At 45.2% G+C, this 21,560-nt stretch carries 24 protein-coding genes and 1 other annotated feature; of the genes, 3 read left to right on the plus strand and 21 right to left on the minus strand.

The features are described from left to right. Positions 1-55 precede the first annotated feature (55 nt). From rpsA to FKV70_RS05905, 9 genes are all read right to left on the minus strand, one after another. Positions 56-1,282 carry a 30S ribosomal protein S1 gene (rpsA, locus tag FKV70_RS05870; protein ID WP_063213503.1) on the minus strand — a complete coding sequence of 409 codons (1,227 nt, stop codon included), beginning with the start codon at positions 1,280-1,282 and terminating at the stop codon, positions 56-58. 118 nt (positions 1,283-1,400) lie between these two features. Further along, positions 1,401-1,994, minus strand: coding sequence for a lysophospholipid acyltransferase family protein (locus tag FKV70_RS05875; protein ID WP_063213504.1), 594 nt, complete (start codon positions 1,992-1,994; stop codon positions 1,401-1,403). Beyond that, a complete protein-coding gene (cmk, locus tag FKV70_RS05880) occupies positions 1,991-2,698 on the minus strand; it encodes a (d)CMP kinase (protein ID WP_142612094.1) in 708 nt (235 codons plus the stop codon). Before cmk ends, FKV70_RS05875 begins: the two co-directional genes overlap by 4 nt. Positions 2,699-2,827: 129 nt before the next feature. Further along, positions 2,828-3,487, minus strand: coding sequence for a flagellar brake protein (locus FKV70_RS05885; protein WP_063213506.1), 660 nt, complete (start codon positions 3,485-3,487; stop codon positions 2,828-2,830). 165 nt (positions 3,488-3,652) lie between these two features. Continuing rightward, on the minus strand, positions 3,653-5,038 hold the full coding sequence (gene ypeB, locus FKV70_RS05890) for a germination protein YpeB (RefSeq protein ID WP_063213507.1): 1,386 nt from the start codon (positions 5,036-5,038) through the stop codon (positions 3,653-3,655). A gap of 58 nt (positions 5,039-5,096) precedes the next feature. Further along, positions 5,097-5,249: a hypothetical protein gene (locus tag FKV70_RS26065; RefSeq protein WP_167669713.1), complete on the minus strand. Its 153-nt coding sequence runs from the start codon at positions 5,247-5,249 to the stop codon at positions 5,097-5,099. Between the two features lie 52 nt (positions 5,250-5,301). Beyond that, positions 5,302-5,997 carry a glutamic-type intramembrane protease PrsW gene (gene prsW, locus FKV70_RS05895; protein WP_142612095.1) on the minus strand — a complete coding sequence of 232 codons (696 nt, stop codon included), beginning with the start codon at positions 5,995-5,997 and terminating at the stop codon, positions 5,302-5,304. 84 nt (positions 5,998-6,081) lie between these two features. Continuing rightward, positions 6,082-6,696 carry a genetic competence negative regulator gene (locus FKV70_RS05900; protein ID WP_063213509.1) on the minus strand — a complete coding sequence of 205 codons (615 nt, stop codon included), beginning with the start codon at positions 6,694-6,696 and terminating at the stop codon, positions 6,082-6,084. A 196-nt stretch (positions 6,697-6,892) separates the two neighbouring features. Continuing rightward, positions 6,893-7,288 (minus strand): hypothetical protein, encoded by a 396-nt coding sequence (locus tag FKV70_RS05905; protein WP_063213510.1) that lies wholly within the window; start codon positions 7,286-7,288, stop codon positions 6,893-6,895. Positions 7,289-7,381: 93 nt separating this feature from the next. Between FKV70_RS05905 and FKV70_RS05910 the strand changes: the two genes are divergently transcribed. Next, complete coding sequence (locus tag FKV70_RS05910) at positions 7,382-8,275, plus strand: polysaccharide deacetylase family protein (protein WP_142612096.1); 894 nt, start codon at positions 7,382-7,384, stop codon at positions 8,273-8,275. 105 nt (positions 8,276-8,380) lie between these two features. On the opposite strand, the gene FKV70_RS05915 is transcribed toward FKV70_RS05910, so the two are convergent. Both FKV70_RS05915 and FKV70_RS05920 read right to left on the minus strand, forming a co-directional pair. After that, on the minus strand, positions 8,381-8,722 hold the full coding sequence (locus FKV70_RS05915) for a hypothetical protein (protein WP_063213512.1): 342 nt from the start codon (positions 8,720-8,722) through the stop codon (positions 8,381-8,383). After that, complete coding sequence (locus tag FKV70_RS05920) at positions 8,719-9,306, minus strand: type II CAAX endopeptidase family protein (RefSeq protein ID WP_142612097.1); 588 nt, start codon at positions 9,304-9,306, stop codon at positions 8,719-8,721. Before FKV70_RS05920 ends, FKV70_RS05915 begins: the two co-directional genes overlap by 4 nt. A 186-nt stretch (positions 9,307-9,492) precedes the next feature. Then, positions 9,493-9,747: a binding site (T-box leader), on the plus strand. A gap of 261 nt (positions 9,748-10,008) precedes the next feature. On the opposite strand from FKV70_RS05920, the gene serA reads away from it, so the two are divergent. After that, positions 10,009-11,601 carry a phosphoglycerate dehydrogenase gene (gene serA / locus FKV70_RS05925; protein ID WP_142612098.1) on the plus strand — a complete coding sequence of 531 codons (1,593 nt, stop codon included), beginning with the start codon at positions 10,009-10,011 and terminating at the stop codon, positions 11,599-11,601. A 206-nt stretch (positions 11,602-11,807) separates the two neighbouring features. On the opposite strand, the gene FKV70_RS05930 is transcribed toward serA, so the two are convergent. The 6 genes from FKV70_RS05930 to FKV70_RS05955 all read right to left on the minus strand — a co-directional run bounded on the left by FKV70_RS05930 (position 11,808) and on the right by FKV70_RS05955 (position 17,534). Further along, positions 11,808-13,262, minus strand: a complete 1,455-nt coding sequence (locus tag FKV70_RS05930; RefSeq protein ID WP_064796383.1) for an ATP-binding protein — start codon at positions 13,260-13,262, stop codon at positions 11,808-11,810. A 1-nt stretch (position 13,263) separates the two neighbouring features. Then, positions 13,264-13,980: a response regulator transcription factor gene (locus tag FKV70_RS05935; protein ID WP_013371713.1), complete on the minus strand. Its 717-nt coding sequence runs from the start codon at positions 13,978-13,980 to the stop codon at positions 13,264-13,266. A gap of 109 nt (positions 13,981-14,089) precedes the next feature. Next, positions 14,090-14,848, minus strand: coding sequence for a pseudouridine synthase (locus tag FKV70_RS05940; protein WP_063213516.1), 759 nt, complete (start codon positions 14,846-14,848; stop codon positions 14,090-14,092). Positions 14,849-14,926: 78 nt separating this feature from the next. Beyond that, on the minus strand, positions 14,927-15,457 hold the full coding sequence (locus FKV70_RS05945; protein ID WP_142612099.1) for a spore maturation protein: 531 nt from the start codon (positions 15,455-15,457) through the stop codon (positions 14,927-14,929). Between the two features lie 7 nt (positions 15,458-15,464). Then, a complete protein-coding gene (locus tag FKV70_RS05950; protein WP_142612100.1) occupies positions 15,465-16,208 on the minus strand; it encodes a nucleoside recognition domain-containing protein in 744 nt (247 codons plus the stop codon). Between the two features lie 63 nt (positions 16,209-16,271). Beyond that, positions 16,272-17,534, minus strand: a complete 1,263-nt coding sequence (locus FKV70_RS05955) for a D-alanyl-D-alanine carboxypeptidase family protein (protein ID WP_142612101.1) — start codon at positions 17,532-17,534, stop codon at positions 16,272-16,274. Positions 17,535-17,741: 207 nt separating this feature from the next. On the opposite strand from FKV70_RS05955, the gene FKV70_RS05960 reads away from it, so the two are divergent. Then, on the plus strand, positions 17,742-18,461 hold the full coding sequence (locus FKV70_RS05960; protein WP_142612102.1) for a protein-glutamine gamma-glutamyltransferase: 720 nt from the start codon (positions 17,742-17,744) through the stop codon (positions 18,459-18,461). A gap of 92 nt (positions 18,462-18,553) precedes the next feature. Here the strand turns inward: FKV70_RS05960 and ytfJ are convergent, their stop codons facing one another. The 4 genes from ytfJ to FKV70_RS05980 all read right to left on the minus strand — a co-directional run bounded on the left by ytfJ (position 18,554) and on the right by FKV70_RS05980 (position 21,442). Beyond that, positions 18,554-19,066, minus strand: coding sequence for a GerW family sporulation protein (ytfJ, locus tag FKV70_RS05965; RefSeq protein WP_142612103.1), 513 nt, complete (start codon positions 19,064-19,066; stop codon positions 18,554-18,556). 99 nt (positions 19,067-19,165) lie between these two features. Beyond that, a complete protein-coding gene (locus FKV70_RS05970) occupies positions 19,166-19,879 on the minus strand; it encodes a DUF2953 domain-containing protein (protein ID WP_142612104.1) in 714 nt (237 codons plus the stop codon). Positions 19,880-20,019: 140 nt separating this feature from the next. Next, complete coding sequence (scpB, locus tag FKV70_RS05975; RefSeq protein WP_142612105.1) at positions 20,020-20,628, minus strand: SMC-Scp complex subunit ScpB; 609 nt, start codon at positions 20,626-20,628, stop codon at positions 20,020-20,022. Then, positions 20,597-21,442 carry a segregation and condensation protein A gene (locus tag FKV70_RS05980; protein WP_419866093.1) on the minus strand — a complete coding sequence of 282 codons (846 nt, stop codon included), beginning with the start codon at positions 21,440-21,442 and terminating at the stop codon, positions 20,597-20,599. Before FKV70_RS05980 ends, scpB begins: the two co-directional genes overlap by 32 nt. Between the last annotated feature and the right edge of the window lie 118 nt (positions 21,443-21,560).

Raw genomic sequence — 21,560 nt, forward strand, 5'->3', positions numbered from 1 at the left:
TGGGTCCGCCGATGGTGTACGTTATGTGCTTATTATAAAATATATTGATTTAAACTCATTTAAACTTGTTCAGCTTATCGCCAAAACGTTCGCCAAGCGTAATGCTCAGTCCGGAGTTGTTGAGGGAAACGTTAGGATTATTCAGTTCCTCACGAGGCGCGCGAGATGCACGTGGTGCTCTTTCTGCTTTTGGAGCAGCTTCAGGAGCTTCCTCAGTTTCTTTAATGCTCAGGCTAACACGTTTTTCAGAAGGATTCATTTCAAGAATTTTAACTTTAACTTCTTGTCCTTCTTCCAGAACTTCTTGTGGAGTTCCAATGTGTTTGTGGGAAATTTGGGAAATATGAACCAAACCTTCCACCCCTGGAGCGATCTCAACGAATGCACCGAAGTTAACCAGACGTTTAACAACACCAGTTACGATATCATTGTTGTTGAATTGTCCAGCAGCAGATTCCCAAGGACCAGGCTGTGCAGCTTTCATACTCAGACTGATTTTTCCTTTTTCAGGATCTACCTTCAAGACTTTCACTTTTACTTGATCTCCTTCGGAAACAGCATCAGAAGGCTTATCAACATGAGTCCAAGCAATTTCAGATACGTGAACCAGACCGTCAACTCCGCCAACATCTACGAAAGCACCAAACTGAGTGAGACGTTGAACCGTACCAACGATTTCTTGTCCTTCTTTCAGCTCAGCCATTACTTTAAGTTTGTTAGCTTCAAATTCTGCTTCCAGAACGTCTTTTTGGGAAAGGATCACTTTGTTGTTTTCACGATCCAGTTCTTTTACAACAACACGCAATGTGCGGCCTTTGTAATCACTGAAATCTTCAACAAAATGGCGTTCCACCATAGATGCAGGGATGAATCCGCGCACACCCACGTCTACTACGATACCGCCTTTAACAACATCGTTCACAACCACTTCGAATACTTCTTTGCTTTCGAACAGCTTCTCCAACTTTTCCCAAGCGTTTTCACTGTCGATTGCACGTTTGGACAGAACGAGTTTTTCTTTGCCATCGTCGATGCTGATAATTCTAGCTTCAACCTCTTGACCCACTTGTACTGCTTCTTCTGCATTGTCCAGACCAGAAGACAATTCGCGAATTGGAATAACTCCATCGTATTTATATCCAATGCTTACTACCGCTTGGTTATCTTCCAATTTCACAATTGTACCCTTAACGGTGTCACCTTTTTTCAGGGAGACGATTTGATCGAGCTCGTCTTGATTTGCCGCTTCAGCAGCTTCTTGATTTTTAATTTCTTCCGACATGTCAATACCCTCCTCAATTCAAAAAAACCATTTATTTAAACCTGCGCTTGGCAGAGTTCAAAACAAAATACATTTTTGTTCTAGTTTTCCTAGCTTAGACACAATTCATGCAAGCCTTTCAATCATTCGTAGGCTTACCCGTTTCCTTCATCGTGCGAATGCGTGACATAATTGCTTCTGTTGCCAGTTCAAGAGGATCTCCTTCGACATCGGCACCCTTTTGGTATGCGTCCAAATTAACAGGTTTACCGTATATCACTTTCGTTTTACGGAAAAGCTTGTAATCACCAACAATGGCGACCGGAACGGCAGCCGCTCCACTGCGCAGTGCAAAACTGGCAGCACCCTTTTTACCAATTCCCCCAGCTCCTCTGGAGCCTTCGGGAAAAATCCCCATAACCTTACCGTCACGCAAAATGTTCAATGCCAGTTTAATAGATTCCTTACTCACGCCACCACGTTTGACTGGAAAAGCTCCCAGTTTGTCAATCAGCGGACCCAGTACAGGAACATTAAACAGCTCTGCTTTAGCCATAAAGTGAACCTTTCGCTTCAGCAAAATGCCAACTGTAGGAGGGTCAAGATTACTAATATGATTAGAACACAACAGCACTCCGCCCTCAGCAGGAACATTTTCCCTACCTACCGCCTCAAGCCTAAACAGAACACGGTAAATGAGACGCAAAATACTGGCGCATACAGTATATATCATTGGCTGATCTCTCCATCCTTCTCCGTTAAGCAATAAGATACGATCGTATCTACGACATCCTGAATGCCCATATGGGTCGTATCAAGCACGATGGCGTCCTCACTGCAACGAAGCGGGGATACCTCCCTCTCCTCATCAAACTTATCACGTGCCGCAATGTCACGTTCAAGCTGTTCCAGAGTGATATCATCAGTTCCGCTTAGTTCTTTAAAACGACGAGAGGCGCGTTCCTGAACACTTGCGGTCATGAACACCTTAACTTCCGCATCGGGAAGCACGGTTGTTCCAATATCGCGTCCGTCCATAACGACACCCTTACGCGCGGCCATTTCACGCTGATTTTCGGTCAAACGTGTACGTAAACCAGCAATACTCGAATACTGTGACACATTGCTAGTCACTTCCATCGAACGAATTACAGTGGTAACATCTTCCCCGTTACAATAAACCTTTTGGCCTGTGGGGTCCGGTACTAATTCAATCACCAGCTCAGGTACATGTTGAAGCACTTTTTGTACATTTTCTGCAGGAATTTTTTTGCACATCATGTACCACGTTGCTGCTCGGTACATAGCTCCAGTATCTACATATACATAGGAAAGTGCTTTCGCTACCAAGCGGGCCACTGTACTTTTCCCTGCGCCAGCAGGTCCATCAATGGCTACATTTATTTTGTTAATTGAAGATACATGTTGCCTTGCCAACAGGGAATTCCTCCTAACCTAACCTCAAGAAAAAAGCAGGCATTGCCTGCGACGTGAAAATTATACCACACATTTATAGGCGATGCAAAATAAGCGACATGTTTACTAAGAAAGAAAATCATAGGGTGACTACGATTTTTCCCGGAATTCTAACTGTCTTTCAAAACAGTATTTAATCAGTTTCTGGCGCTCTTGATCAGCGATTCTCTCATATTTCAGCATAATGAGTTTGCGGCCGTTTTCCATCTGCTGAATGCGCACAATTTCAGACTGGAAGGGAACATGCTCCTGAGTCCCATTTTTATATGGAACCAAAATCCAGCAAGACAATGATTCTCCTTCTTCAAGAGAATGTGAACCCTGAGTCTGAAAAGACACGCCTCCACCTCCCAAATCATGTGTTTGTGCTACAAATCTGGATTCGTTTGCACCATGCTTAACCGCAATTTCCAAGTTGGCCTTTACCCTGAGAAAGTTTCGACGCTGAATTTTGCTGATGCTGTCCCGAGCAGGCTTGTGAATGCGAACCATCCGGATATTGTCTTCTTTAAAACCTGTTACATGGGTATTAAAGTAATTTTTAATCCCGCCTTCGCTCATAAAAAATATAGACAGTTCTTCCCCCAGAAACAATTTTTTTAAGTGTCCGTTTGTTTGTGACATGGGAATTTCAATTAGAAAATTTTGCGAATCTTCTTCCGCAATACGCGACTTAAATTCAAAGGATTCCTCCTTCTGGTCGTTACCAGCAACTTGTATGTATAACACATCATTAATTTTCGGAAACACATGATTCACCATCCTTGTCCATTAGAACCTATAATCAAGGTATATAATACCACGACTTTATACCTATATTAAGCATTATATTTGCTAGAACCATGACTAAAGCACAAAAAACCTCCTTAATAAAGGAGGTTAAGAGTGACTAGAGATTCATTTTAGTGTAATCAACTAGGCATTACTTGCCGTAGCTTGTGGTTCATCAGAATCTTTTACCTGTTCAATCGTTTCTTCCATTCCCGTGTTTGCGTTAATGTAAATTCGATAAATGGAGCCGTTGATTTTACCGCCAAATTCATAGCACAGAACTTCATTCGACAGCTCATTTTCAATTAGTGCTTTGCGGTGGTAAGTTTCGCGGAACTCAGGATTCAACTTCGCACGTGCTGCTTTTAAATCCAGTTTTGCCTGGGGAATACGCCGAAGGTGACTGTGCTCATAGACATAATCACTGGCTTGAAAACCAATCACGTGTCCGTTATCCAGGCCTGATCTGACTGAGATTTTTTCTGGATAGATAATCACATCCCCCTGTTGGGTCGCGAATGTAATGTTGGCTAAATTCCCTCTTTCATCATATGAGACGGGCTTCATGCCTTTGTAGCCCTTTTGTTCAAGATACTGACTTGCATAACGAATCGCTTCATTACGAGTTGCTTTTTTAGGACCTATTTCTCTCATGTCATGATAAGAGATGAGCTTGCCACCCTTTTTGGTAAAATCCATCGTGGCCACAGGCTTCTGCTTATTAAACAGCGTAGCCGTATAAGACGCCCATTCTGTTCCTTTACCATTTTCGTTCACACGAATCTGACTTTCTGGTTTTCCTGTAAATTCAGCGGCATTCCGCTTAATTTGTCCTGCATCCACTGCCGGGAGACTCAACTTTTTCACTGAACGCTTATCATAGATGCTTGCGACAGAGGGGCCCCAATCCAGTTCTTTGTAGCTCTCTACTTTTTTGTCCACCGTTTTAAAGCCGTCAATAATGGTGTTATCCTTCGGCCCAGTTTGAGAACCTGGAGCCATATCAACATCCGTCCAGCGTAAGTTTTTGCTTAGGACTTTCTGCCGGACCTCGTGCATGTTTTTCGAAATTTCCTTGGAGTTGTTATATAACGTTTTCAGATTCGCTATTTCTTTCTCGCTTAAAGGTTCGTGATCCAGATCACGAACAGCAGTCTGGTACGAAAATGCAGATAGATGTGACAGCAAATCTTTGGCATGGTTAAAAGGCATTACGTTGAGAGGCAACTGATTAACCTCACTTTGGGCTTCACTTGTAATCCTCCACACGTTCATCAAACATTTGCGATGCATCGCGTGTGAAGTAGTATGGACAGCAACCGCATTACCGAGTTGGGAATGCAGCTGATCCATATGGAACGACAAATCGTGAAAAGCGCGCTGATATTGATTTTCCGCTTTAATCGACATACTATTTGCTCGAGCAGACACCTCTTTTCTCATCTGGTTTTGCTGATAACCCCATACAAACGCTCCTATCATAATCAGGGTAACCACCGGGAACATTACGGCACTAAGTCGCTTATACATATTGGGAGTCTCCTTTCTTCAAATACACTACCGATAGTGTGACAAGAAGAAAGCTCTCTTATGCATGCTTTTCCATGACTTCAATAATAAACTCACAGTTATCGCAAATACAGCGTTTAAAGCCAGTCTGAATCTGTCCCTGCTCCATCCGTCCTCTCAGCACAAAGCGTTCTCCGCATCTTTTACAATGGATTCTTACTTTTATACGCAAAAAAGACACCTCTTCCTCTAACAGGCTTGTCAGATCAGTGTGTCCCATTTCATTACATATTAACCTTTTCTTCCCGTTTCAACATCCGAAAAGGAGAGCGGTTATTCGCCCGACTGATTTTTGCCATTCCTCCATACCATAAAAAGACCATTAATGGAATGATAAACCAGATCCAGTCGTGTGAAAATTTCGTCAAAATCAAATCATATACTCCGTGCCAAAACCATGGAAGCACTAATGACAGAAGCAACATATATTTACTCTTCAGGTGTTCGGAAAACTTGGCTTTCCCCATATAATAGCCCATTATAACGCCAAACATCGCATGACCGGATACCGGTAGCAATGATCTCATCAGCAACATGCTGATCGAAGCATGCCCGGCCCAGGCATATAACAGATTCTCAACCGTGGCAAACCCGAGTGAGACTGCGGCTGCATATAATATTCCATCATAAGGCTCGTCGAACTCCGTATGGTTATAGATAATGTGGTACAGCAAGAACCATTTAAAAAACTCTTCCACTCCAGCGGAAATACCGAACACCTGAATAAGCGTGTCATCCCCTAGCCAAAGTAACAGCCCGCGTTGAAAAATCATCACCGGAAGTACCACCAGAAAACCGAGCAAAAATACTTTGATGACCATGTGCAGGGGCTCCGAATCATATCGGTCCTTTAAGTAAAAATACATCAATAAGGCAAGACCCGGCGCTGTAGCTGCCGCTAAAACTGAAAACAGAAGCACCGATCATCCCTCCATAAAAATGAGTCGGCCCTGCTTTCAGCGCAGAGCCGACAAATTAACTACATTCTCCTTTTCTAACCCAAATCAAGAGCGACTGTCAAAATGAGTACAGATGACAGCAACTGCCTGTTCAGGAATGACCAGCTTACCGTACTCTTCCAGCATAGCTGGTGTTACAGATGAACCTTCTCCAAATTCAGCCAGAATCGCAATTAAGGCAGCAAGCTTGGACTCTTCTACTTCCTCTGGCTCCAAATGCAGAACCCATTTTCCTCTATAATGATACAGCTTACCTGCTTCCGTTGTGTTACTGCGGAGCATATGAGCCGCTTCTATGAGTACTTCAAAATCGCTAAACGCGTAAACGATGGAATCACTGTGCTCCATTGTGACTTCCATCTCGTAGACTTCCTCTGGAAGCTCCTCATCGGGACCCGAACCATACTGCTGGTGATCGTATTTTCCCCGAGTGACGATAACAACCATCCCCTGAGCAGGAAGCGCAAAGACTTCGACAGCTAACGGTCCCGTGGCGTCAAAGCCCAGTTCGCTGTATGCCTGATCCATCATTTCAGTAAACAGCTCATGAACTCTTGGGATCTCTTGCCACATATCATCCTTTTGGATACCCCGTTCGCTCAAATCGTCAAAGGTAAGGAAAATCCGTATCTTGTCCTGACTTAATCTTTCTATTTTCATACTGGACCCTCCTCCTGGCAGCCGAGTGTTATTAGCAGATTATGATTCAATTATGATGCCTGTGATGAAAATGGTTCTATGTAATCATGTTATCATTTTATAATCGTAAATGCACGAATAAAAATGATAAAAAAAAGAATCATTTGAACGGCTTTAACAAAAAAGCCGCAAAATGATTCGGAATAGAGGTTTTGGGTTACAATCCCGGTACGGCTGTATGAGTTTCTTTCAATATTTGCTCGACCTCACGCTTAACATCGGGACTTGAGCTAATAAACTCTTTAATCAATCTCATGTTCTCTTCTTTGCTCTTGGCCGTTTGGGTATTATAAGCGGATTTATCTGTTTGCGAATGATGCTCGTGTTGTGAACGATGCTCGTGATCTCTGTGGGTGTTTTGTGTATTTAGCGAAATATCACCCATACCTGGAAACGCAGCGTCCATCATTTTTGTACGGGCTTTCTGTACCAAATTTCCGCCTTTGTTTCCTCCCATGTCCATGGAAAAACCCAACATATTGCGGTTACGAGAGATCAGAGAGCTTGCGACAGCACCCAAGACGATTCCCAGGAAAAATGAAGATGTTTTCACAATTAGAACCTCCCTTTGTGGTAGAATCAAGCATAGTGTTCGTCAGCAGAGCCAAACTCATACGGTATAAATACAGGAAGGTGAGATGAATTAATGGGTACAAAAACAGCAGCCATTTTACTGACCGCATGTCTGCTGCTTAGTGCTTGCACTGCAACCAAACCGGATTCGGTGGACTCCAGTAACAGTGCCAAAGATCAGAGCAGTGTCTCTTCCCCAAAAGCAAACAGTAAGCAAGCAGACAGTGATGAGCAGCAAACAGTGAGTAAAACAAATACACAAACTGACAAAACTGATGCCGAGAGCAACGGAACGGCAGACTCGACAACTGCTGCGACCAATAAAATGTATCACTTGGACAAAGCTTACAATGTAATCCCTAACCAGCAAGGTGCCGAAAAAAAAGTAGTGTTGCTGACTTTTGATGATGGCCCCAAGGAAGCGGTTATGATTAATAAAATTATTGATATCTTGGATAAGCACAAAGCAAAAGCGATTTTCTTCGTAAACGGTTATCGTGTAAAAGAACATCCTGAGCTGCTCAAACTCATTCATGACCGTGGGCAGCCCATTGGCAACCATAGCTGGGATCACATCGTTCTCAAGAACAAGTCTGAGGCCGAGGTCAAAAAACAGATTGAAACGGTACAAAAAATTGTTAAAGACACTACAGGTCAAGCCCCCGTATTCTTCCGCCCTCCTCATGGTGCTGGTGGAGATGTAGGCCGCAAGGTGGCCAAGGAAAATGGGCTCTTGTATATGACATGGTCCGTCGGTTCTCTGGATTGGACCATGAGAAAGAGTCAACCTCATAAAACGGAGACACTTCTCAAAAACGTAACAGAACAATTGCACCCAGGCAGCAATATTTTGATGCACGAACTGCCATGGACTGCCGAAGCGCTGGACAGTCTATTGACACGTCTTGAGCAGAAGGGCTACCAATTTGTCGATCCACAAAGTATTGAGGTCCCTGCCAGTTCATAGATACTTGCATACATGCTGGTGTGAACAAATGTATATGATATATAAAAGGCCTTCATCTCCACATATCTTGTGGAAGATGAGAGGCCTTTTCGCGTAACATGCCGATCACCAAAGCATTTCACTGATGGGTGGTGCACCCTTAATTCCCCACCATAATAACGCTGCAGTGATAAGCACAAAAAGTGTGCTCAAAAAATTTAAAAACCACTTGCTTACCCGAATACGGCGAGACGGAAACATCTCTGTCCGTGTTCGGTACTCACTGGCAGGAGTGTCCTCCGCCATTGTCACAGCAACTTCTGGTGCAACGGCAACATCAACCAATTCTGGCATGGGCCGTGCAGCACGGGAGCGAACCGGTTTCGACTTTGACCTGTCCTCCTCCTTGCCTTTGCGCCCCTTTCGGCGGCTACCATAGGTATGCACTCTGCTAAGTTCCTGATTCATTCTTCATACCTCCGAAAACGTAACGCTAAGCCAGATATAAGGTCAATCACAAAATGACAAATGATCGGTGCCCACAGGCTGCCTGTCTGCACATAGATATATCCCAATCCATAACTGCTAAGGAAAACCCAGCCTGTGGGAATCCAGTGCCGTAAATATCGGATATGAATAACCGCAAACAATATACTTGTCCAATAAGGACCAAAATTATACTGAATCGCACCTCTAAACAACAGTTCCTCACAAATGGAAACGATAGCAGCTATACAAATAATATGCCAAACTGGCCGATTTTGAAACAGCATTTGATTAATTCCACCGTCATCCATGGCATCCTCAGGCATAACCCGGGATAGGAGCAAATCCACCAATAGCATAGCGGCCGCCAGTCCCAATCCCCACCATAAGACGTGTACAGAGTTTGGCAATGCAAACAGTTCAAATACATTTCTTTTCTGAAATATAATCCAGATTGCACCAATCAGCAGGGTCAGCCCCTGAGTTAGATACAAATTGTAAAGCAGCAAGCGGTCATTTAATTGATTCATTTCCGCTTTTTTCCATTTCACTTTAAGCTTTTTCATAGTTAGTTAGTCCTCTGCTTAGTCTTCTTTAGCATCATAGCCAAAAAGTCAGGCGGATTCAAGAAGACTTAAATCTTAATTTTTTCGCTTTCTGTAGCTATGTAACTAGTCGCCTACCCACACATGTCACATGTCCTATTGACATGCCCATGTAAGCCATGATACATTATGAAAAAATTATTAGCGACAACAACAATGATGGAGAAAAGGTAGTTCATTTCGTCCTCAGAGAGCCGGTGCTTGGGTGTAAACCGGTGGCGAAGTAATTACTTTCAGCGCTCCTGAGTTATTGCATCGAGGTCTAGGGGATTTTATTTTCCCGACATTAGATGCAATCGGCAGAAAACCGTTATCCTTTCGGTCATTTTATGACCGCTGAAGGCAGTCCATTGCGAAATGACTGCGAATTAGGGTGGTACCACGATAACTCTCGTCCCTTACTATGGAGATAGTATGTGATTCGGGAGTTTTTTTGATGCCCGAAAACCGTAAAACAACTCCGCATAAGGCTCTTGGTTGTCAGTTTGGTGCAAAATCCTATTTTATCCCTTTTCTGCGTCAATGCGTTATCACACAAATGTTTAGACCGCTCTCCTGTACTTTTTAGAAGCATTTCAAGTTTTTTCATGTTCTTTATGGAATGTATTTCAGTTCGAAGTACATCCTGTCCATAAAAGAAGTTAACTTTGAGGAGGAAACCAAATGTTTAAAGTGTTAGTATCCGATCCAATCAGTGACCTGGGCATTCAGCAGCTGGTGGATGCAGCCGATGTCACAGTGGACAAGAACACAGGTCTCAGCGAGGATGAATTGGTTCAAATTATTGGTGACTATGACGCATTACTCGTCCGAAGCCAAACTCGGGTAACCGAACGCATCATGGCGGCAGGTAAAAACCTCAAGGTTGTCGGACGTGCCGGGGTCGGCGTGGACAACATCGACCTTGAAGCAGCAACACAACGCGGGATTATCGTTATTAATGCTCCTGACGGCAATACAATTACGACATGTGAGCACACTTTTGCTATGATGATGGCACTGGCTCGTCATATTCCACAGGCTTACGCTAAAACCATCGGCGGAACATGGGATCGTAAAACATTCCTCGGTGTCGAACTGCGCAACAAAACACTGGGAGTCCTTGGCATGGGACGTATCGGCAGTGAGGTTGCTAAACGCGCCAAAGCATTTGGCATGAGCATCCTCGGTTATGATCCGTTTCTGACCGAAGAACGCGCTGAGAAGCTGGGCATCAAGCTGGCCAGCGTAGACGAAATTATCCGCAACGCAGATTTCATGACCGTACACACACCATTAACACCCGAAACAAAGCATATGATTGCCCGTCCACAGTTTGAAGTGATGAAAAAAGGAATGCGCATCATCAACTGTGCCCGTGGCGGAGTTATCGATGAACTGGCTCTTGTTGAAGCCATTGATGAAGGAATCGTTGCCGGTGCTGCTTTTGACGTATTCGAGTCGGAACCACCAGCACAGGATCATCCGTTCCTGAGCCATCCAAAAATTATCGTTACACCACATTTGGGTGCATCGACTGTCGAAGCTCAGGAGAACGTCGCAATCGATGTATCTGAGCAGGTGCTGCATATTTTACGTGATGAGCCTTTTAAAAACGCGGTCAACATGCCTCCAGTACCATCTAATGTCATGACGCAATTGCAGCCATATTTCTCACTCGGAGAGAAGCTGGGCAGCTTTGCCGCTCAGATCACCAACCAGGCTGTACATGAAATCCAGGTGGATTACGCTGGTGATTTGTCTTCAGTGGATACACAGCCGCTTACACGTTACATTTTAAAAGGTGTACTCAGCCGCCATCTAGGCAGCGATGTGAACATTGTAAACTCTGTGCATCTTGCTAAAACACGTGACGTTCATCTCGTCGTCTCTCAGGCGCCTGCCACTAAGGGCTTTACTAACCTGATCACCGTTACGCTCAAAACACAAAGCGGCGAAGAACAACGTGTATCTGGCACTCTGCTCGCAGGCTATGGTGAACGTATTGTTCGGTTGAACCAGTTCCCGGTAGACGTGGCACCAGAGGCTCATTTCCTGCTTATCTCCCACAATGATAAGCCAGGCATTATCGGCCGTGTTGGCACCTTGCTTGGGGAGAACGGGGTCAATATCGCTTCTATGCAAGTAGGGCGTAAAATTGTTGGCGGTGAAGCCATCATGATCCTGACTGTTGATAAAGCCGTACCTAAAGATGTGCTGATTCAACTCGTAGGTTTACCAGAACTAAATACTGCCCAGGAAGTAGTACTGGATTAATTCCATTCAGTGTTGAAAAATCCCTTGGCTTTTATCTATAAAGAGAGGCGCCCGGCTACCGAGGCGCCTCTTCTTATATCCTTATCTAACATAGAAGCATCAATCTTGAAACAGAATGTTCCACGTTGAACAAGATAAATGTTGATTTTTCAACAAAAAGCACCCTCTTCCGAGGATGCCTACAAACTGGGATATATGAGCCGTTGTTACAAGCTTGTTACAGAGCCCAGCTTTGTTTTATTGGTGATCGGCAACAAAATAGTAAATTCCGTCCCTTCTCCAAGCACGCTAGCAGCTGAGACAGAGCCTCCGTGAGCCTCTACGATGTTTTTAACAATAGCTAGTCCAAGTCCAGTCCCTTTGTCCTCACCACGCACTCTGGCCTTGTCTGCCTTGTAGAAGCGGTCAAAAATATAAGGTAGATCCTCGCTGGCAATGCCCACACCTTCATCCTTAATCCGAATACGGATTAACTCATTCCGTTCTCCCCGAATTTGATCCGCCCCAATGGTAACCTTTTTCCCTAAGGGCGTGTGCCTGAATGCATTATCCAGCAAATTGGTCAACACCTGTTCCAGTCGGTCCTCATCTGCCTCAGGCAACAGCAAGCGTTGGCCTGGCTCATGATAATCGAGTGTCAGCCCCTGTTCCTTGGAGCGGACCGTAAATTTCCGGTGAACACGCTCGAGCAGCTCATTCACATCCACTTCCTGACGGTACATGTCCGTATGACCTGCTTCCATTCGGGCCAGATCGAGCAGATCTTTGACTAGCCTTCCCATGCGCAATGATTCATCATGGATGACTTGTACCAGCTCCTCGGACTCTTCTGGTGAACCTGCCATGCCGTCAAGCAAAGCCTCACTATATCCCTGCATCATAGATAAGGGTGTACGGATCTCATGGGATACGTTAGCCACAAAATCGCTACGCATCTTCTCGAGTTTGACTTCTTCCGTAATATCTCTAAGCACAGCTACTGCACCACGAATAGCGTTATCCGTATACAGCGGTGCCATTTGCACTGACCAGGAGCCTTTCTTGACATGAATATGGTCTCCAACATCTTCCCCTCTGTCCATAACTGTATGGAACAAAGGCAGCAAAGGCTCAGGCACAGAAGCTCCGAATTCCTCCAGATCACGCCCCTGCCACTCCAGCTTTTTCCAAACATCCAGCAAATTTTGTGCAGGCGGATTCGTCAAAATGATTTGTCCGCTTCTGTCGAAAGTAATAACGGCATCAGACATGCTACGCAGTACACTGGATAAATGGTTTTTTTCCTCATTCAGACTGCGGATCGTCGCTTCCAGTTCCGTAGACATATGGTTAAAAGTTTTCGCTAGCTCTCCAATCTCATCGCTGGTCACCAGCGAAAGCCGAGTATCATACCTTCCTTCACGGATGGCATTCGCCGCCTGAATCAACAGCTGCATAGGCTGTGTGATTTTAGTAAAAAGAAATAGAGCAAAAAAGGTCGTCAATAAAAATCCGACAATACATGTATAGGTGAATAAATGCTTGATTTCCGTCGATTCATGTGCCGCAAAATTTCTATTGATATACGGCAATAAAAAAAGCCCCAGAAAAATAAGCACAGACCCTACGAGACAAATGATGGTGATCCACAGCTTGCCTACCAGCGATCTCCAGAAGTTCACGTTATTTTGGAACCTCCAGCTTATAACCTACGCCCCATACGGTCGTAATCATAGCCGCTGCCTCTGGTGATACCTTATTCAGCTTTTCACGAAGCCGTTTCACATGCGTATCCACGGTGCGCAGATCACCAAAAAATTCGTAGTTCCAAACATCTTTCAGCAGTTCTTCGCGTGAGAAGACTTTATCAGGCGATACCGCCAAATAATGCAATAGCTCGTACTCTTTAGGTGTTAGGCTGATTTCAATTCCACCTGCCGTCACCCGGTGTGCATCATGCTCAATAATAAGATTCGGAAAAACAATACTATTGCTCGGCACCGCCTCTTTTGTTAAAAAGGCCGTCTCCGACGACCGTCGTAAAATCGCCTTTACCCGGTAGATGACCTCTCGCGGGCTGAAGGGCTTGACCACGTAATCATCAGCTCCAACTTCAAAGCCTTGCACGCGGTTCACTTCCTCGCCTTTGGCTGTCAGCATAATGACAGGTGTCGATTTGGTTTGACGCAGCCGTGTACACACTTCAATTCCGTCCATACCCGGAAGCATCACATCAAGCAAAATAATACTGTAATCGCTTGCAGTCGCTTTTTGGAGAGCAATCTCGCCATCCTCAGCTTCTTCGATTTCGTATCCTTCTTTTTCCAGATACATCCGCAGAAGGCGGCGAATGCGTTCTTCATCGTCTACAATTAAAATGCGGTTGCTTTGTTCTGACATATTCCCAGCCCCTTCGCTAAAAAAAGCATTCTCTCTATTTTACTATTTTCCCGTGCTTGGTCAAACTTTACTCTCATCCAATAGTCTCTTTACACCAAAAAGGCCGGGGTTATGACCCCCGTCCTGTCCGTTTCTTTTTCGTGTTGTCTGATTTGGCCAGTTGAATGAGACGGTTGATTTCGTCCTTGGTTAGGGGTCTGGTGAGACCGCGCTTCAAGTTTTGCAGCAATAAATCTCCGAAGGCAATCCGCTTGAGTCTGATGACCGGGTGTGAAATGGCCTCAAACATCCGTCTTACCTGGCGATTTCTGCCTTCGTAAATGGTAATCTGGATCACAGATTCCTTACCGTCCGGATCTACATCCTTATATTCTACCTCGGCCGGTGCAGTAATGCCATCCTCCAGCACGATTCCTTTTTTCAGCTTGTCCAGCTCAGTACCGTGCGGAACGCCTTTGACTGTTGCCAAATACGTCTTTGGCACATGATGCTTGGGATGGGTGAGCAGATTGGCGAACTCTCCGTCATTGGTAAGCAACAGCAGCCCTTCGGTGTCGTAATCAAGACGCCCTACCGGGTATACACGTTCCTTGACGCCTTTCAGATAGTCAGACACAATTTTGCGACCTTCCGGATCAGAAGCGCTCGTAATAACCCCTTTGGGCTTGTTCATCATCAAGTAGATTTTTTTCTCCGTTTTGATCGGGCGTCCCTTTACTGTAATCATATCTTGATCAGGGTCTGCTTTTGTTCCCAGCTCAGTTACGGTAACCCCGTTTACTTCCACACTGCCCGCCTGAATAAGCTCCTCACATTTACGTCTGGAAGCCACACCGGCTTGGGCCAATATTTTCTGCAATCTTTCCATGTTCGCTAATTCACCTCATGCTAATGATACCCATCCATGAGCAAAATCACAACCCCCGAGCAAAAAACGATGCAGAATTCAAAATACTAGCAAACAAATAGCAATAGCCGCTATAAAACCAACCACATCTGAGAAAAGTCCTACCTTCAAAGCATATCGTCCATTGCGGATACCTACCGCACCAAAATATACAGTTATTACATACAGCGTAGTATCTGTGCTGCCCTGAATTGTTGAAGCAATCCGTCCGATCATGGAATCGGGACCATAAGTGCGAATTAGATCTGTCGTGAACGCAAGTGAACCCGTGCCCGTCAATGGGCGGAGCAAACCTAAAGGCAGCACCTCGCTAGGTACGCCCCAGTTTTTAATCCATGGGGTTACCCAGGATATTACATAGTCCAAAGCGCCAGAGGCTCGAAAAATGCTAATCGCCACCATCATGCCTACTAGATGAGGAATAATGCTGATGGCGGTAGAAAAGCCGTCTTTGGCACCATCTACAAAAGAATCGTAGACAGGGACCTTTTTGGCATATGCATATAAAGGAATGAAAGCGAGAATAACCGGAATGGCCCAAGTCGATACGAGGTTAATAAAATTCAGCATGCCTCCCTCATCCTTTCCAAGTGGTGTTCCTACCCTTGGTAGCTGTGATACCCGTTCGCGGTACGGCAGGTGGAGATATAGGCAGTACTGGTGAAGCAGCCTTAGAAGTTGGTGGTGGTGAGCTAAGTGGCCCCGTGGAGGTCTTGAACGGCGGATTCGCTGGCGGACGACGGCGCAGTTCTCGACTACGATACCAACGATCGGCCGCAATGGCGGCAAAGGTAGCTATAGCGGTCGCCACCAGTGTCGTTCCGACGATTTCTGCCGGATGTGCGGAATGAAAATTTAGCCGAATGGCGATTAATGTTGTAGGAATAAGCGTAATACTGGCTGTATTCAGCGCGAGCAGCGTACACATGGCAGGTGTAGCGGTTTGCTTGTCCGGATTAAGCCTTTGTAACTCTTGCATCGCCTTGATCCCCATGGGTGTCGCTGCATTCCCCAGTCCCAGCAAATTGGCGCTCATATTGGACAAAATGTAACCCATAGCAGGATGATTACGGGGAATATCAGGAAAGAGAAAGGCGACCAAGGGAGAAAGCAGCTTAGCTATTTTCTCTAGAAGCCCACCGTCTTCCGCCAGTCTCATCATGCCCATCCAGAACACCAGCACACTGATCAGTCCAAAGCAAACGGTAACGCCCGTAGTTGCCCCGTCAAAAGCCGCCTTCGTCACCACCTCAATATTTCCCTGTGCGGCTGCAAATACAAATCCTATACAAATCAAAGCCACCCATATGAGATGAATCATAACTGATCCCCCTTTTCCCAATGCTGTGACACTGCAGCTTTATAGTCTCTAGAGCTACTTGCCTTATGCTCCGAACAAGTTTTTTAGAATCTCATTCCATTTGCTGCTCCAGCCTTGTTGCTGAGTATGGTTTGCAGGAACTTGTGTAGTTGGAGTTTCCTGCTGCGGCTGTCTGGTAGTTTGGGCAGGCAGCCTACTGCCTTTTTCATACACAGGAACGGAACCGACCAATTGACCTTCCAGTAAAAATTCGACTCGTCCCCGTAAACCAAAAGATACGTCATTTCTATCTGCCGAAGCGGATTTTCTAAACAACACCAGTCTTTTGCGCAACTGATTTTTCTCACCTTCATGTAAAGGATAGGAAAAACTCGCACCTGTCAAGAGCGGATAACCATCAATTGGCTGCTGCTTGTCCGTAATCGGAATGAGGGGATAATATCGGAAGCCATAATCAAGCATACGGGCATGGTCATTCCAATCGTCTCCATCATTCAAGGTAACAGCAGCAAGCTGACGTCCCTCACGTGTAGCTGAGCTGACCAGGCAGCGAAACGCTTTTTTGGTAAAGCCTGTTTTTACACCGTCAGCCCCCTCATACAACCGCAGCATTTTGTTTTTATTGTGCCATGAATAGTCCCAGGAATCGTTGGGATTCGGTGCTTTTTTCAGTTCAGTTTTTACGATACGCGCAAAAGTCGGATTATGCAGTGCATAAGCAGTAAGCCGGGCCATATCGTTGGCTGAGGAATAATGTCCCTCGGCGTCCAGCCCGTGAGGATTAGCAAAATGCGTATGGTTTAACCCAAGCTGAATCGCCTTGTCATTCATTAAATGGACAAATCCTTCTTCTGTCCCCCCTACATGCTCAGCAATGGCCGAAGCTGCATCATTACCCGAACGGAGCATTAAGCCGTACAGCATATTTTCCAGCGTCATTTGTTCACCCATTTTCAGAAAAAGCGATGATCCTTCTTTGGCATATGCTGCTGGACTCACCTTTACTCGGTCCTGCAATCGTCCATGTTCAATGGCTACGATCGCAGTCATAATTTTGGTCAGGCTAGCTATACGGAGCTCCCGGTCACCTTCGGCTGAATATATGATCCGCCCTGAAGTAACATCAATTAATGAAGCTGCCTGTGCATGAGTTTTTAACGCGGGCGGAGTTGCTTCTGTTTTTATCGCTCCCTGTACAGGCTGTGGACTCAGTAATGTAAGCGGCCATGACAAAATAAACATAAACACAAGTGGCAAAACAAATGTGCGTGCCTTATTCCTAAAATGGCCGTGATCCGCATGGAGATGTTGTTTTTTTTTAAACATTTGGATTCCTCCGGTTGTGAGCAAGTCTTGTACCATTCTATGTCCAAGCTGTTCAAAGTATGTCCACCTTTATAACATAAAATTCCTTATACAGGACAGGCGTTAGCCGCTCTTTTTTGCTTTCTTTACGTATAGTAAGCAACTTGCACCCCTGAACACATATATATTAGTTACTAAACGTTAATTAGGATAACGGGGGGATACAACATGCAGCGACAACAGTTTGAAACGATTTTAAGATCGCGGATAGTAGAATCCGCACAAGCATTGCACCAAAGTGGTGTATCCTTCGCCACTTTTGATACCACCCGTTGTAATCCGCAATTTTGGGAGTTAACGGAAGAAGGCGGTTGTCGGATCAAGGCAGGCGTCACTCCGGCGCAGGGGATCAGGGATATCTTTATCAACGGTCAACAATACGCTTTTGAATGTGCAACTGCAATGGTTATTGTTTTGTACAAAGGAGTATTGGATTCCATTCTGGAAAGTGAGTTTAATCGGATTTTTGCAGATATGCTGTTGTATGACTGGCACTATGACAGTGATCTCAGGCTCATCCAGCAGCAAGGCAGTCATAAAGCGGTTCCTGGGGACATCCTGTATTTCAACAATCCAGACGTGTCGTCAGATGCATTGGAATGGAAAGGCGAAAATGTCGTCAAAATGAAGAATGATTTATTCTATGGACATGGGATTGGTATCTTGCCAGCGCAGGGTATTATCGATTCTCTTAATCGACATCGTCGACCGGATGCCACGGTATCTGCTTATTTGACGAATGAAGTGGTCTACCCTGACTTTGTTTATCTCTCCCAGTTCGCACCCGAAGGAAACCGATTTGAATTATCAGTGAATGCATTTTATAACCAAGTATTCAGTCACTCTATCCATGCTGTCATTGGCGACAGGCGGTTTATTCAGGAATAGGGCCTGAGTGCATACTGAAAAGAAGGTATTCCTAGGCCTAAACTCGGCTTGGGAACACCTTCTTGTGAGAACACTGTTAGTTTCAATAACTTTTACAAGTAAGCCGGACCCGTTTGACTTTGATCAGTATTAGCATTTGCTGGCACCTGTGGGGGTGGAGTCTGCATGTTGCCGTCTGCATTCTGGAAGTTGCCACCTGCATTCTGGAAGATAGACTGAACCTTATCAATCAGATATGGTGTAGAGTCGATAATTTTCTCAAACAGATGCGTTTGATTATCGAGTGGAACAATTTGTGCTCCCTGTTTACCTACAACTAGAAAGGCAATGGGATGAATAGATACACCACCGCCGCTACCCCCACCAAAAGGATGTCCTTCCTTCACACTATGATTTCCTGATGCCGAGGAAGAATGAAGCGCCTCTTCATCTACGTTAAAATCACTTCCCCCGGCTGCAAAACCAAATCCCACCTTACTGATCGGCAAAATAACAGAACCATCAGGTGTTTCCACCGCGTCTCCCACAATCGTATTTACGTCCACCATGGCTTTGATGTTTTCCATCGCGGTTTGCATGAGCCCTTGAATCGGATGATCTGACATGTTTTATTCCTCCTCTGCTTATCTCAAGCGTAGACTGCTTTTCTTTCGCTATTGTGCGCCAAGGTTCAAGGAAATATGTATGTCAATCCTCTAAGCAGATTATTCTTCACTGCTGGCTTGATCATTCTCAGGTTCTTTGGAAATAACCCGTTTCCATGCCTCTACCCCTCCCGGAACACGCCATATGCGATAAGCCAAAATGAGCATGGAAAAGATTAAATAACCGAGCGATATTTGGGCTTCACAGTTCAAGATGGTAGTAAAACGTAGGCGGTCCACCCAATAAGGTACAACAAACACCTTTGGGGTACAATCCATGCGTACAATGCTGGAGGTATAACCGATCAAGGACGTTTTCAATCCCCACAATATACCGGTTGAGGTCGCTGTATAAGCCGCATCAGCAAGGCTAATGTTGGTAGACCACTCCATTTTTGACACCGTTACATGGGCTAATGTATGTCGCATCCATCTCCGTAAAGATTTCGTTCCCTTAAGCAAAACCTGTATATCATGTATAAATTGCTTGATCTTTTCAGTGTCAATATTTCCGCTATCCACAGAAGCATCCGTTTTATGTATGTTTTTATGGCGGTCAAGCCGATAGAGTATCCCTTTTTTCAAACCAGTTATGAGAAGGGCCGGAATATCGTAATTCATTTTGATCAATCCGTATAGAAATCTGATCTCTAGATGCGCCCGGTCATCATTGTCATGCTTGGCAATTTCCAGCTTTAATCGAATATGGGAGAGCAGAATAGCCAGTACAATTAAGATAACGATGATGACGGCGATACCGATCCATTTCCACACTGGCGAGTCCTCCCTACCTTTTCGCTATAGAATATCATGGTAAAAATAGTATGACCCTTCGGCGGAAAATCATGCATCTTAAAATGCCAAACAGCCAGCCCTCAACAATGTAAGGACTGGCTGTCTTTTGAATGTGTAACTCAGGATTCCAGCTCCGAATCGATCTCCACAGGCTGGCTGCTCTCCAGACGCTCGAACAATAGCTGTGTCTCTTCTTCTAAATTGTCCGAATCTTCGAACAGCTCCGGTTGCGGTAAATCTTCGAGAGAGCCTAGACCGAAATAATCCAAGAATGATTTCGTCGTTCCGTACAATATCGGTCGTCCGATGGCCTCAGCTCGACCTTTTTCTTCAATGAGCTCCTTGTTGACCAGTGTATGTATGGCCCGCTCGGATTTGACTCCCCGAATTTCTTCGATTTCAACTCTTGTAATGGGCTGGCGGTAGGCCACAATGGCCAGTGTCTCCAAAGCAGCTTGAGACAATGAGGCACGCGCCGGAGAGTAGGCGAGCTTTTCAAAATAAGGTGCATGCTCGGATAAAGTTGCAAGCTGATAATGACCGGCAATACGGACAAGCTGCAGACCTCTTCCTCCCTGCTCCATATCCTGTTTCATATCTTCCAGACACTTTTCAACCAGCTCTTGTTGCTGCTCTACAATGTCGGCGATCTGCTTGGTGGACAGTCCTTCCTCTCCTGCGAGAAACAGCAGCCCCTCAATAATTGATTTCAGCTTCAGATAATCCATTAACCCGTAAATCCCCTCTCCACTCCATTACAATATCATCGAAAAGCTTCTCCTGATAACAGAAAATTTGCTTCATTTTCATCAATTCAAGGATAGCCAAAAAGGTCACAACCACCTCATGCCGATACATGTCCTCATGCATCAGCTTGGAGAACAGCAGCCGTCCTCCAGTCCCCACCATCTCTAACGCCCCGATAACCTGCCGGATCCGGTCCTTGACTGAAATTTCATCCCGATGGACACGGGTTACCGTCGTACGTCGTTCCGCTTTGCGCAACGCTCGCTGAAAGGCCGCGACCAAATCGCTTGCATGCAGCCCATGCACCGGATTTGCGGGTTCGGTCGGCAGGAATGCACTCAGATCTTCCGGCTCCTTGCCATAAATCAGACTTCGTTCCCATTCCCGTTCACTCAGATGGCGAGCAATCCCTTTGTATTTACGATACTCCACCAACTTGCGAACCAGTTCCTCACGTGGATCATAATCCTCTTCTTCATAAAAATCAAAATCGTCATATTCCATCACAGGTGGCTTGGGAAGCAACAATTTACTCTTAATGGATAAGAGCGTCGCCGCCATCACTAGAAACTCGCTTGTAATGTCCAGCTCTAGCTCCTGCATACTGTGCAAAAAAGCCATATACTGATCAGTAATATCGCTAATTGGGATATCCTGAATGTCGATCTCGGCTTTATCAATCAGATGCAACAGTAGATCCAGAGGACCCTCGAATGTTTCCAGCTTGTAATTTACGACTGTCAATGTGCTTCCCCCTGCCTTACTCCAATCATCATTCACAATACCTTTCCCCATTAGCACTTATGCTCTACGTTATCAATCCCTCTTTCTGTAGTATATACGTCATCGCCCTGCTTAACAATCCAATCCCTTTTCCACTTTGCAGTTTATGCCATTCTTTCAGCCATTTATA

The sequence above is a fragment of the Paenibacillus ottowii genome (assembly GCF_006874425.1).
Taxonomy (GTDB): Bacteria; Bacillota; Bacilli; order Paenibacillales; family Paenibacillaceae; genus Paenibacillus; species Paenibacillus ottowii.

Excerpts from the sequence above, each read along its gene's own strand:
- scpB (WP_142612105.1), bottom strand. The coding sequence starts at position 20,628 with ATGGATTATCTGAAGCTGAAATCAATTATTGAGGGGCTGCTGTTTCTC.
- FKV70_RS05945 (WP_142612099.1), bottom strand. The coding sequence starts at position 15,457 with ATGCTGAATTTTATTAACCTCGTATCGACTTGGGCCATTCCGGTTATT.
- ytfJ (WP_142612103.1), bottom strand. The coding sequence starts at position 19,066 with ATGTCAGATCATCCGATTCAAGGGCTCATGCAAACCGCGATGGAAAAC.
- FKV70_RS05960 (WP_142612102.1), top strand. The coding sequence starts at position 17,742 with ATGCAGCGACAACAGTTTGAAACGATTTTAAGATCGCGGATAGTAGAA.
- FKV70_RS05900 (WP_063213509.1), bottom strand. The coding sequence starts at position 6,696 with ATGAAAATAGAAAGATTAAGTCAGGACAAGATACGGATTTTCCTTACC.
- FKV70_RS05935 (WP_013371713.1), bottom strand. The coding sequence starts at position 13,980 with ATGTCAGAACAAAGCAACCGCATTTTAATTGTAGACGATGAAGAACGC.
- serA (WP_142612098.1), top strand. The coding sequence starts at position 10,009 with ATGTTTAAAGTGTTAGTATCCGATCCAATCAGTGACCTGGGCATTCAG.
- FKV70_RS05940 (WP_063213516.1), bottom strand. The coding sequence starts at position 14,848 with ATGGAAAGATTGCAGAAAATATTGGCCCAAGCCGGTGTGGCTTCCAGA.
- FKV70_RS05910 (WP_142612096.1), top strand. The coding sequence starts at position 7,382 with ATGGGTACAAAAACAGCAGCCATTTTACTGACCGCATGTCTGCTGCTT.
- rpsA (WP_063213503.1), bottom strand. The coding sequence starts at position 1,282 with ATGTCGGAAGAAATTAAAAATCAAGAAGCTGCTGAAGCGGCAAATCAA.
- FKV70_RS05955 (WP_142612101.1), bottom strand. The coding sequence starts at position 17,534 with ATGTTTAAAAAAAAACAACATCTCCATGCGGATCACGGCCATTTTAGG.
- FKV70_RS05980 (WP_419866093.1), bottom strand. The coding sequence starts at position 21,442 with ATGGGGAAAGGTATTGTGAATGATGATTGGAGTAAGGCAGGGGGAAGC.
- FKV70_RS05920 (WP_142612097.1), bottom strand. The coding sequence starts at position 9,306 with ATGAAAAAGCTTAAAGTGAAATGGAAAAAAGCGGAAATGAATCAATTA.
- FKV70_RS05950 (WP_142612100.1), bottom strand. The coding sequence starts at position 16,208 with ATGATTCATCTCATATGGGTGGCTTTGATTTGTATAGGATTTGTATTT.
- FKV70_RS05875 (WP_063213504.1), bottom strand. The coding sequence starts at position 1,994 with ATGATATATACTGTATGCGCCAGTATTTTGCGTCTCATTTACCGTGTT.
- FKV70_RS05915 (WP_063213512.1), bottom strand. The coding sequence starts at position 8,722 with ATGAATCAGGAACTTAGCAGAGTGCATACCTATGGTAGCCGCCGAAAG.
- ypeB (WP_063213507.1), bottom strand. The coding sequence starts at position 5,038 with ATGTATAAGCGACTTAGTGCCGTAATGTTCCCGGTGGTTACCCTGATT.